Genomic DNA, 13,011 nt, shown 5'->3' on the forward strand with positions numbered 1-13,011 from the left:
CTTCTGCAAAAACTATCTACTATATATAGTTAAAAAACCTTAAGAACTATACCATCAAATATGCTTATATCTTAAGCAATTAAATATAGGATGATATTCGCATATCAGGCTTAGCCAAGTAAGAGTTATGCAATTTCCTCTATATAATATATTAGTTTAGCTATAGTTTATATATTATAATTAAGGAGGATTTTGCAAAAAGTTTGGGTATCGTTTATAATAATATTGGGATTTGAGTAAAATCGTTATTACAAATAAAGATAAACAACTTCGAGGTTTAATATTGTTTATCTTTATATGATTGAAAATAAAACTCGAGCATAAAACTGCTCGATATTTTTATCTAAAAACCATAATGTAGGTGAATTATTGATATGAGTAAATCGTTGTTTATCACAGAAAAACCTAGTGTCGCAATGGAATTTGCAAAGGCATTAAATATTAAGGCTGTTAAAAAAAATGGATATCTTGAATCTGACAATGCCGTTATAACATGGTGTGTAGGACATCTAGTGAACATGAGTTATCCTGAAAAATATGATATGAAGTATAAAAAGTGGATATTAGACGACCTTCCGTTTTTACCAAAAAAATATAAATATGAAGTAATCCAAAATGTTAAAAAACAATTTGATATTGTAAAAGGTCAATTGAAGCGTAATGATGTATCAACTATATATGTATGTACCGACTCGGGACGGGAAGGTGAATATATATATCGATTAGTAGATGAAAAAGCTGTAGTGAAAAATAAAGAGAAAAAAAGAGTTTGGATAGATTCCCAAACAGAAGAAGAGATTAGAAGAGGTGTAAAGGAAGCTAAGCCCTTAGAGGATTATGATAGATTATCAAATTCCGCTTATTTGAGGGCAAAGGAAGACTATTTAATAGGTATAAATTTCTCTAGATTATTAACACTTATCTATGGACAAACCATTAGCAAATATTTAGGTGAAAAATATACTGTTATTGCAGTAGGGAGAGTAATGACCTGTGTCCTTGCAATGATAGTACAAAGAGAAAGAGAAATAAGAGATTTTGTGAAGACCCCCTACTATAAGATAAACGGCTCATTTAAGTTCAAGGACTTATTAGAATATAGCGGCGAATGGAAGGCCGTAGAGGGTTCTAAATATTATATGTCCAACCTATTGTTTAAGGATATTGGATTCAAGGATAAAGAAAATGCAGAAAAATTAATTGATGAACTTAAAGCAGATAATAATGAATTAATTGGGGTAATTGAAGCTATAAGTAGAAAAAAGGAAAAGAAAAATCCGCCTTTACTATACAATCTAGCAGAAATTCAGAATGAATGTTCTAAAAAGTTTAAGCTTAACCCAAATCAGACTTTAAAAATTGTACAAGGGTTATATGAAAAGAAAATGCTTACTTATCCAAGAACCGATGCTAGGGTCTTATCAAAGGCAGTTGCTAAGGAAATAAATAAGAACCTTAAGGGGCTTTCGATACTTAATAGGGTTTGTACTTTAGATAAAAAGGATCAAAGGCTTGAATCCTATGTTCAGCATATATTAGACGAAGGCAAATATAAGGGTTTGGAGAAAACTAAGTATGTAAATGATAAGGGGATTACTGACCATTACGCCATCATTCCTACGGGGCAAGGATTAAAAAGCTTTGATAAATTACCCAGTAATGATAAAAAAATATTTTTACTAGTTGTTAGACGGTTTTTAGCTATATTTTATCCACCGGCAATATTTAGCAAGCTATCAATTACCACAAAAATAAAGTCGGAAAGCTTTTTTACATCATCAAAAGTATGTGTTGAAGAAGGATACATGGAAATATTGAATTATAATAAAAAAAATAAAGAACCTAAAATAGATAACATTGAGGAATTAAAAAAATTAAAAAAGGGTCAGCAAGTAAATATTAGGGATTTCGGTATAAAAGAATCTGAAACTACTCCACCTAAAAGGTATAATTCTGGGGCCATGATTTTAGCTATGGAAAATGCCGGCAAGCTTATTGAAGATGAAGAACTAAGGGAACAAATTAAAGGACAAGGAATAGGTACAAGTGCTACAAGGGCAGGTATATTGGAAAAACTTCAGAATATCAAATATATAAATCTAAACAAAAAGACACAAATACTAACTCCAACTAATAAGGGTGAAATGATATATGATGTAATAAGTAAATCTGTACCTTCACTACTCAAACCAGAATTAACTGCTAGCTGGGAAAAGGGGCTAACCATGGTTGCCAATGGAGAGATTGAGCCCGATACATATATGGAAAAGCTTGAAAACTATGTAATTAAAAATGTATCTAAGGTATCAGGGTTAAATAACAATGCACATGTTTGGGAAAAATTTTCTAACATCCCCAATAATACTATGAAAAAAAATTCAGGTAGGAAGAAGAGTAAGAATTCATTGGGGACTTGCATATTATGCAATAATGGGGATGTACTAGAAAACAAAAAAGCCTTTTACTGTAGTAATTGGAGGGAAGGCTGTAGGTTTACTGTTTGGAAAAATACTTTAGATATATATTGTCAAAAAGTCACAGCGGAGCTTATACAAGAGCTGCTTGAAAAGGGAAGTATAAAAAATATAAATATTATTTTACCCCAAACCAAGGAAAAGTGCTTAGCATCCCTCGAATTTAGAAAGGATAATAGTGGAGCATTAGATCTTAAAAACGTGAATAGAATTGAAGAAAAATAAAGTGAATTTTTAAAAAGGATGTATGCTTATGATATATTTTCCTGTAATAGTCAGTAATATGATTTCAGCTGGCTATTATAGAGGATGCATATTATGGTCTACATCCCTTTGCTTTTAATAAAAGAATAGTTTCGTGAAAAATTAAAATAGGGTTAAGATATAGGGTTTGGCCATGATATTCATGAGTAAAATACTACCAAAATATGATATAATATGTAAAGAATATTTCGTATATAGTGTCATTTTTTGCATGAACCAATGATTATGCTAAATTATTTCCATTAGTTGTGATTTCCACCCCACCTTTTTGCAGGGCTAGGACATTGGTTTATACTTGAAAGAATAAAATAGAAAAGAGGTAGCATTAATGAATAAAAAACTATTGTTTTATATACTAAGTATTCTAATTATATTAGTTTTAGTAATTCAGTTGAAGAAATGTAAGGAGAAGATTAATATACTTGAAGACCAGATTAATGAATATAGGAGTTCAAAAACAGAAAATTATCATGGCAATTATCAAGGAAATGATGACTTCTCAGAGATTATTGATAATAACCCCATTGATAAAGATTATCGCGTTGAGTTTAATAAATATCAAAGAAACGGCGAGGCTACAACATTAGGATGGGGTGCATTACAGGCGAAATATACAACAAAATGGCAAAAAGAGGTTAATTCATCCCTTGAGTATTTATACAAATTCCTAAGTGAACAGGATAGTTCAAATCTCAAACAGTCTCAGAAAAGCTGGCAGATATTCATGGATGATGATTTTAATTTTGTCGATAATAGGTTTATAAATACAGGATATTTTGGGACTCAAGGTATGGTGCAGATAGCAACCGTTAAATTACATAGGACTAGAGATAGAGCGATTGAACTTATGGAATATATTTTTATTTTGGACAGGAACGCAGTAGATTTTGTGTATGATAATTAAAAATACAGCATATGCCATGTCTATTAAAATAAACAATGAGAAAAAATGAGTTGTACCAAATATTTAGAACAAGTTATAGATAATAAAATTAACTTCTCTAATCCTAAATATATGGTTTATACAAGGCAAGGAAAAATAAATGAATATAGCAGTATTCCAAAGGGAGTAGCTTATATCTCTATAAATACCTATGAAAACCTTATTTTCCAATCTGCTAAAGGTGTCATAGAAAGATTTGCAAGTACAAGTGATAATAAAGATGTATATGTATTATACCTATTTATCGATACGGAAGGAAGCTGTAATGGATTATCTATTAATACTCTCAGTGGATATCAAAATAGAACATGAAGTCACCTATAGAAAATAGCTACACCACATTGATTTACACACCTCAAAAAAGATTAATATACAAAGTATGGGAAAGGTTGATTAGTATGATGAAAGCTAAAAGTATATCACTTATTTTATTACCTATATTTATACTTATAGGATGTTCAAATTCCCAATTCACAGAAATTGAAAATACTGTAGAGTCTTTACACGGTTATATTTTTATAAAGGATGAAACGCTTTATTTTGATAAGGTTGAAATTATAACTAGGGAAGATAGGGATAGGATTAAAGAACTCGGATTGAATGAAGCAAGGGATTACCCTAGCGGCTATTATATTTATAATCCAACTGGGGATACGGATACCTTTGATTTAAACGAAGACACTATATATAGATTCACAGATATACAGCTACTTTATGTTAAAGAAACCAATGGCAAAAGAATTTATGAGACTACTAGCAGGGAAGAGTTCTTCAATGGATCTTCATATCAAAATGTATCTTTAGAAGAACAAAGAATCCCTTATTTCATAGATATTCGCGATGGAAAGGTTGTAAAAATTACTGAAGAGTTTATTTATACTCAATGATATAGATTTCCCATGAATAACGAATTTATGTAATTCAGCCATTAGCATAATAGATAGTCAAGTTACTTTACCTTCTTTATAAATTTTAGAGTAAACAATAATTAATAATTATTTATAGGGTAGCTACGTTCCGTGGGGTTTTGAACAAGAAGTAGAAAATAGTATAGATTTATATCTAAGTCTAGTATAATAGTAGTTACTATGAAATATTGGGAACTAAAGGAGGATATAATGGATATTGAAAGAGTTAAAAAGATAATTACTGATAAAAAAAGTGTTAAAATTTTAATAGGCTGCATCTTAATATTGGGAGCTATTTTTTATTTAAAGATTTTTTTTACTAAGGGTGCATATTTTGATGGAGTATTTTTAAAAAAAGAATCAATAGAGGGTGAAAAACATTATATTGGTAAAAGTGTTAATGGAGATATCCATATAATTGTGAAGGAATTGGAAAGTGAAAAGGGAAATATTGATGTAATTTATAAATTTCCAAATGATATTGTAAAAAGTTATAGTGTAAGCTTTAAAGAATCTAGTAAAGGGCATAAAAGAATAGAAACAACTGTAAAAAATGAAATGGGGAATGTTATATTTGAAGGAACCTACCAATTAGAGCATAATATATTATTTGATAAATATGGTAAACTGTTAATTAAAAAACTAATCGCGTTCGATATGGAAACAAGTTATAGCGAAAATAGATATACAGCAAATTATGATATATCCTTAACGAATATCCTAGAGTTTGCTTATTCAAACAATGATACAATCTGGGGGAATGGGCAATATCTTGCAATGGCTATAATATTAGGTATAATCCTCATTATAGATATAAGTAATCCTTTATTTTTCTTTACATTAAAACATTCCCTATCGGTTTCAGACCCGGAACCAACGGATTTGTACATAGCGATCCAAAGAATTTCATGGGTTGTTTATCCAATAATAATAATAATGTGTTTAATAGCAGCAATATGATAATAAATTAAATATAAAAAAATAGGAGTTACTATGAATGATAAAAAGATGAAAAGTAGAAAAAAGAAACTATTGATTGGATTAATCTTCTTGGTGTTATTTAGTATATTAGCATTGATATCCATATTAATTATAAATACCCATGTTAAATCATCAGTCAAGGATAAAATTATAACATCAAATGGAGCAGCTTCCTTAGATGTAGACTGTATACTTGTTCTTGGTGCCGGTGTGTGGAATAACGGAAGACCAAGTCATATGCTTGAGGATAGACTTCTACGAGGTATTGAATTATACAAGAATGGAGTTTGTGACAGATTATTGATGAGCGGGGATCATGGTAGGAAAGAATATGATGAGGTAAATATCATGAAGAAATTTGCGATTGACAAAGGTGTTGTTTCGGAGCATATTTTTATGGATCATGCAGGTTTCTCCACCTACGAAAGCTTGTATCGTGCTAAAAATATATTTAAAACCAATAAGATTATCATTGTAACACAGAAATATCATTTATATCGTGCATTGTATATTGCTAAAAAATTAGGACTTCAGGCATATGGAGTTCCTTCTAACCAAAGGCAATATGTTGGTCAAGATGTTAGAGAATTAAGAGAGATATTGGCAAGGGTAAAGGACTTTTTCAATGGGATTATTAAGCCTAAGCCTACCTATCTTGGGGAGCAAATACCCGTAAGTGGAAATGGTGATTTGACAAACGATTATTAGCCTAAGGAAAGGATAAAAGTATATATAACAATATGGTATAATATAGGAACTTAAGGTGTTTGAGCATAATAACTTCAAAAAATCAGAGTTTCTAACATGATGAAAAAGTAAAGCTTAAAAAGGATGATAATTATGAAAATACTGCATACAGGGGATTGGCATATTGGTAAGCTTGTTCATGGTATCCATATGACTGAAGATCAAAGGTATATATTGAAACAGCTTATAGAGTTAGTTAAGGAAGAAAAGCCCGATGTGTTGGTCATAGCAGGTGATATTTATGATAGATCGATTCCTCCCATAGAAGCAGTTGAATTAATGGATGGGGTATTATCGGAAATATTACTAAAACACAAAACAAAGGTGATAGCAATTGCAGGTAATCACGATAGCCCGGATAGAGTTGGCTTTGCAAGCAGGATTCTCAGAGACAATGGGTTATATATCAGTGGCAATTTGACTGATGATATAGAGCCAATAGTGATTCAAGATGAATATGGTCCCATACATTTTTATCCTATTCCCTATGTAGAGCCTTCAATTGTTAAAGCAAAATATAATGATGAGGAAATCAAAAACCACGATGATGCTATGAACTTCATTTTAAATAAATTAGATAAGAACTTTGATGAAGGTGTTAGAAATGTATGCATAGCCCATGGGTTTATTATGGGTATAGAAGAACTGGAAACAAGCGAATCCGAAAGACCCCTTTCTATAGGTGGTTCAGAATACGTAAATGTGGACTATTTTGAGAGATTCAACTATGTGGCACTGGGACACTTACATAGACCCCAAAAAGTAAAGCATGATCATATTCGTTATTCTGGTTCCTTAATGAAATATTCCTTTTCGGAAGCTATGCAAAATAAATCTGTAACTATCGTAGATATCGATGCTAAAGGCAATGTAAATCTTGATTTTAAAGCCTTAAAGCCCCTTAGGGATATGAGAATTATTAAAGGGGAACTTTCAAAGTTAATGGATAAGGAAGTATATTCCCAGGGGAATACCGATGACTATATCATGGCTGTACTTACGGATAGAGGTGAATTAATAGATCCTATTGGAACCCTTAGATCTGTATACCCCAATATATTAAGGCTTGAAAGTGATCATTTTGATAGAGAAGCCGGGGAAAGCAAAACATCTGCCGGAAGAGACTTTGTAATGAAAAATCCCCTTGAGCTTTTCAAGGAATTTTATGAAAATATGTCTGGAGAAGAGTTCACCGAGGAAAAAAGTAAAGCTATAGAAGAGGTTTTAGAAGAAATTAATTTAAAGGGGAGGATTTCATAAATGAGACCATTAAAGCTAAGTATGACGGCCTTTGGACCCTATGCAGATACAGAAATAGTGGACTTTAATGAACTCAATGAAAGAAATCTATTCCTCATTACTGGGCCAACGGGATCGGGAAAGACTACTATTTTTGATGCCATATGCTTTGCTATGTATGGTGAAACCAATGGAAATGTGAGAACTGCCGAGAGTCTCCGTAGTCAATTTGCCGATGAGAAAAAACTTACAGAGATTGAACTTGAATTTGAATTAAGGGGAACTAAATATAATATACATAGAATCCCTAGGCAGCAAAAACCAAAGGCTAGGGGTCAGGGATTTACTGAGCAAAAAGCAGATGCTACTTTAACTATAGATGATAGTGAAGAGCCCAAGGTTATAGCCGGGGTGAAAAATGTCAATGATAGGATCGAATCTGTCATAGGAATCAATGCAGAGCAGTTTAGACAGATTATGATGATTCCCCAGGGACAATTTAGAAAGCTTCTAACGGCTGATAGCCAAGAAAGAGAAAGGGTATTGCAAAGGCTTTTTGACACTAGTATATATAACACTATACAAATGAAGATGGATATTAATGCAAAGAGTCTAAGTAGTCAGATTAGTAAAGGCAAGGCTGTAAGGGATAATGTCATCTCAAGGATAAATTACAATGATGGAGATAAATTATCGATTTTGATTAATTCTCAAGATAGAAATATTGCGGAAATAATTAATGAAACTGCCCTAGTAATTGAAAAAAATAGTGAAGCCTTAGTTAAAATAGATAAAGAGATAGATGCTAAAAATAGGGAACTACATAGGCTGATAGAAGCTAAGGAAAAGACCAAGGAAAATAACGAAAAGCTTAAAACTAAAGGGATATTAAAGAAAAAAATTGAAGAAGAAAAGCTTAGGGAGGATGAGATAGAATCCTTCGAGAAAAAAGTAAAGGATGGGGAAAGAGCAAGGTTAATCTTGCCCATAGAAAAGAATTATAATTTAAGAAAAATAGAATATGATGCAAAGGATAGGGACTTAAGCTTTAATGTTAAGGAGTTTGAAAAGACCAGGGAAGAATTTAAAAAAGCCGAGGGGATTTTTAAAAAAGCAGCCTCAGAGGAAGCTGAGTCAATACGTGAAAAATTACTTGAAGAGCTTGCTAAGCTAAGGGGCTATGAAGAAAAGGTTAAGAATATAAAGGTCTTAAAGGAATCTATTAATAAAGCTAAAGGGAATTATGAAGAAATTGAAAAGAAAAAACAAATGTGTAATGATGAGATTAAGAAACTCAAATTGAAGAAAGAGTCCCTTGGAAAGGCCAGGGATAATGCTCAGGATGCAGGATTGAAAGCCGAAAAGGCAAAAAGTGAGATTGTTAGGCTTGAAGATATTGTCAAAAAGCTAGAAAGAGCTTTTATAGAGCATAAAGAATTATTACACATTGAAAACAAAGTAAATAATAAGAAATTAATTATTGAAGGGGTTAAAAAGGAATTAGTAATTGAAAACGAAGGCTATAAAAAAATGAAAATCAGCTTTCATATGAATCAAGCTGCCATATTGGCAAAGGAACTCAAGGAAGGTTCACCCTGCCCAGTTTGTGGCTCAAAGCATCACGAAAAGCTAGCTGAGTTTACTGACAATGTTCCAACTGAAAGAGAATTAAATACCTGTGAAGAAAAACTTAGAAAATCAGAGGAAGAATATAATGATATAAAAATAAAATATGCTGAGCTTAAGGAACGTCAAAGTCAGAAGCATACAGGCTGCATGAAGCTCATATCAGAGCTTCATGATGAACTAGAAATAAAGGATAATAATTTGACTATCCAAAATATATTACATTTAATACAATTAAAACAAAAAGAAAATATGAGTTTATTAAACAAGTCTAAGAAAAGAGAAAATGAATTTTTAAATCTTAGCGAGATGTATAAGCAATATATTGAGGAAATCAGTAAAATAGAAAAGAAGATTGAAACCATAGAGGGTAAAGGTGAAGGATTGGCTGGGGAATATATAGAAGCAAGCAAGAAATATACCCATTACCAGTCGCTTTTAGAGGGTATCTATAGGGAAGTCCCACAAAGTGTACGTCAATATGATAAGCTCAAGGTTGTTATAGGAGAAAAGGAAGCCCTAAGAGATCAAATGATAAAGGCTTTAAAACAAGCTCAGGAAAGTTACGAGGCAAAGAAGAGCGAATTGGCTGTATTAAAGTCTAAGTGTGAGCAAATCCAGAGGGATAAGGTTAAGCTTAAAAAAGTCCTTGAAGAAGCTAGAATGGAATTCAAGGATAAATGCTTAGAAGCCGGCTTCAAGGATTATAATGATTACAATAGATCAAGAATTAAAGAGGATGAATTAACCTACCTCAAAAAGAAAATTGATGATTATTATAAACAACTTCACGCATTAAAGCAGCAATATGATGATATCTTAAAAAAGACGGAAGGGTTAACCCCAGTAGATATATTAACCTTCGATGAAAGTATTAAAGCCAAGAATGAAGAACACAAGGTTTTAATAGATAAAAGAGGTACTATAATAAACAAAAAGAAAAATAATCAAAAGCTTCTTGAAGAAATAGAAGAGATACAATTACAAATTGGTGAAAAGGAAAAAAGGTATAGGCTTATAGGACATCTTGCAAAGATAGCAAAGGGTGACAACCGAGCCAGAATAACCTTTGAGAGATATGTTTTAGCGGCATTCCTTGAAGATATCCTTATAGCTGCAAATATTAGATTGAGGAAAATGACGGGTGGGAGATATGGTCTGCTTAGAACAGCTGAACTAGAAAGAAAAAATAAACAAAGTGGTTTGGAGCTAGAGGTATTTGATAACTATACTGGAAAATCGAGACATGTCAAAACTCTTTCAGGTGGCGAAAGCTTTAAAGCTTCACTGTCTATGGCCCTTGGGCTTTCCGATGTTGTACAATCCTATGCCGGTGGAGTGAGACTCGATACAATGTTCATTGATGAAGGCTTTGGAACACTGGATCCAGAATCGTTAGATCATGCAATAAGTTGTTTGATAGATCTACAAAAATCCGGAAGATTAGTTGGAATCATTTCCCATGTGCCGGAACTCAAGGAGAGAATTGATGCTAGGCTAGAGGTTCACTCTACAAATACCGGTAGTGTGACTAAATTTGCAATTATATAAATATATATTGAATTTCATGGAGAGTTTAGGGTGAATCTTAATTTAGACATGTGCAAATGCTCAGTGTTTCTGGGAGTTTTAGACATGTATAAATTAAAGTTCTGACTGGAATCTCTATAGAGTGAAATATTTGAAAATTAAGTCGAATTGTGTAACTACATGGTATAGTTATATGATATAATGTTACAAAGAAAGATAAGATTTTGAAGTATTGCAAACTATTTACACACAAGAAATGATCTGAAAGCTAAAACAAAAACTCATAATGGAGGTAACTAAATATGAAGAGATATCCTTTTTCTTGAAGTGTAATAAATAAATTATCCCTCAAGCAGATGATAATAATACCAATAATAACAATACTGTTAGTAGGGGCTTCAGTAAGCTTTGTACAGATATCTAAGTTTGTTTCAAAGTATTCTGAAAAAGTTGTTGACAAAAATCAAAGTAGAATAAAAGAACAAATATTCGAGCATTTAGATAATTATTTTGAGATACCAGAATATATTAATTCACTAAATGCTAAGCTTGCGAAAAGTGGACATCTTGATCTATATGATGAAAAGAAACTGGGGAAAATCTTTCTAGATGAAGTAAGAAGTCATTCTACAGTTGATTATGCATACTTTGCTAATAGCCATGGAGGTATAGTATCTTCTGGCTTATATAAGGATAAAAATAGAATTTCATTTACAGAAGAGATGGTCTACGGTGATTTTAAAATATATGAAGTTGATGATGATGGAAATAACATAAAGTTTATAAAGGCCGTTAGTAATTTTGATCCAAGAACCAGATCCTGGTATAAGTCTGCTCAAAATGAAGGAGAAGCTTTTTGGACGGAAGTATATTCCGGTGCCCAGGAGCCAATACTTGGAATGAGTACTTCATATCCACTCATTTTAGAGTCGGGTAAAAAGATAGGTGTTTTTGGTACGGATGTCTTACTATCTCAAATATCCAATTTTTTACGGGAACTTGATATAAGTGAAAATGGAATAGTATATCTTATTGAAAAAAATGGGTCAATGATTGCATCCTCTACCCATGAAGAACCCTTTAAAAATGAGGATGGAGTTCAAAGTAGACTAAATGCTGCTGAAAGCAGGAATGAAGTAGTTAGGAAAGGATATGCCATATTAAAAGAGAATTTGCCAAATACAAGTAACCTGAGGGAGAAGTCTAAAATACTTGGAGGAGATTATTATTTTGATATAAGTAAGTACTCATATAATGATAAAATCAACTGGTATGTTTTTATAGCTATACCTAGAAAAGATTTCTTAGGTGATATTGAAAAAATATTTATAAACTTTAAGTTCATATTTATCTCAGTTATATTGATAACATTATTATTGGGAATATATATATCGAAATGGATTATACAGCCTATAAATGATCTTAATAATACAGTTAATCAAATAAAAAATGAAGAATGGGGAGTACAAATACAAACAAAAAGAAGAGACGAATTAGGTCAATTAACTAGGTCATTTAATGAGATGTCATATAAGCTAAAGATATATCTGACGATGTTAAATAAAAAACAAGAAGAGCTTGAGTATTTGAATGGTAATCTTGAAGAAATAGTTGAAAAAAGAACCAAAGAGCTTGAAATATTAAGTATAACCGATGAACTTACTAATATTCACAATAGAAGATTTTTAATAGACATGTTAAAAAGTAATATTAAAGAATGTAAAAGATATGATAAATATTTATCCATAGTTATTTTTGATATTGACCACTTTAAGAAGGTGAATGATACCTTTGGGCATACCGAAGGGGATAGAACATTAATAGAAATTTCTAAATACTTAAAGAATGCCCTTCGAGATGTGGATATACTGGGAAGGTATGGTGGGGAAGAATTTATGATTATTATGCCAAATACTTTGCTCGAAGATGCCTTTAAAGCAGCCGATAGACTTAGAAAAGAAATAAGTGAGCTAATAATAGGCCCAGAAAAAATTAGGGTGACAATTAGTGGTGGTGTAGCTGAATATGATGGGTCTTCCTTAATGCAACTTATCATTAAAGCAGATAAAAATCTTTATAAAGCTAAACAGACTGGAAGAAATAAAATAGAGAAATGATATTTTGAATAAAAAATGTTTCAATAAAAGGGTTTAATCACCTGAGGAAATTGCATAACTCTTACTTGGCTAAGCCTGATATGCGAATATCATCCTATATTTAATTGCTTAAGATATAAGCATATTTGATGGTATAGTTCTTAAGGTTTTTTAACTATATATAGTAGATAGTTTTTGCAGAA

The 13,011-nt window shown here is 31.7% G+C and carries 9 protein-coding genes; all 9 read left to right on the plus strand.

What is annotated here, in order from left to right; genetic code table 11:
* Positions 1 to 374 precede the first annotated feature (374 nt).
* On the plus strand, positions 375 to 2,699 hold the full coding sequence (locus N4A68_09530) for a DNA topoisomerase (protein ID MCT4564532.1): 2,325 nt from the start codon (positions 375 to 377) through the stop codon (positions 2,697 to 2,699).
* 367 nt (positions 2,700 to 3,066) lie between these two features.
* A complete protein-coding gene (locus N4A68_09535) occupies positions 3,067 to 3,642 on the plus strand; it encodes a DUF1311 domain-containing protein (protein ID MCT4564533.1) in 576 nt (191 codons plus the stop codon).
* Positions 3,643 to 3,687: 45 nt separating this feature from the next.
* On the plus strand, positions 3,688 to 3,993 hold the full coding sequence (locus tag N4A68_09540) for a hypothetical protein (protein MCT4564534.1): 306 nt from the start codon (positions 3,688 to 3,690) through the stop codon (positions 3,991 to 3,993).
* Positions 3,994 to 4,079: 86 nt separating this feature from the next.
* Complete coding sequence (locus tag N4A68_09545) at positions 4,080 to 4,568, plus strand: hypothetical protein (GenBank protein MCT4564535.1); 489 nt, start codon at positions 4,080 to 4,082, stop codon at positions 4,566 to 4,568.
* Between the two features lie 231 nt (positions 4,569 to 4,799).
* A complete protein-coding gene (locus N4A68_09550; GenBank protein MCT4564536.1) occupies positions 4,800 to 5,549 on the plus strand; it encodes a hypothetical protein in 750 nt (249 codons plus the stop codon).
* A 48-nt stretch (positions 5,550 to 5,597) separates the two neighbouring features.
* Positions 5,598 to 6,278 carry a YdcF family protein gene (locus N4A68_09555; GenBank protein MCT4564537.1) on the plus strand — a complete coding sequence of 227 codons (681 nt, stop codon included), beginning with the start codon at positions 5,598 to 5,600 and terminating at the stop codon, positions 6,276 to 6,278.
* Between the two features lie 132 nt (positions 6,279 to 6,410).
* On the plus strand, positions 6,411 to 7,577 hold the full coding sequence (locus tag N4A68_09560) for an exonuclease SbcCD subunit D (protein ID MCT4564538.1): 1,167 nt from the start codon (positions 6,411 to 6,413) through the stop codon (positions 7,575 to 7,577).
* Positions 7,578 to 10,733, plus strand: coding sequence for an SMC family ATPase (locus N4A68_09565; GenBank protein MCT4564539.1), 3,156 nt, complete (start codon positions 7,578 to 7,580; stop codon positions 10,731 to 10,733).
* Between the two features lie 335 nt (positions 10,734 to 11,068).
* Entirely contained in the window at positions 11,069 to 12,829 is a 1,761-nt protein-coding gene (locus N4A68_09570) for a diguanylate cyclase (GenBank protein MCT4564540.1), read from the plus strand.
* The last annotated feature ends 182 nt before the right edge of the window (positions 12,830 to 13,011 follow it).

The sequence above is a fragment of the Maledivibacter sp. genome (assembly GCA_025210375.1).
Lineage (GTDB): Bacteria > Bacillota > Clostridia > Peptostreptococcales > Caminicellaceae > JAOASB01.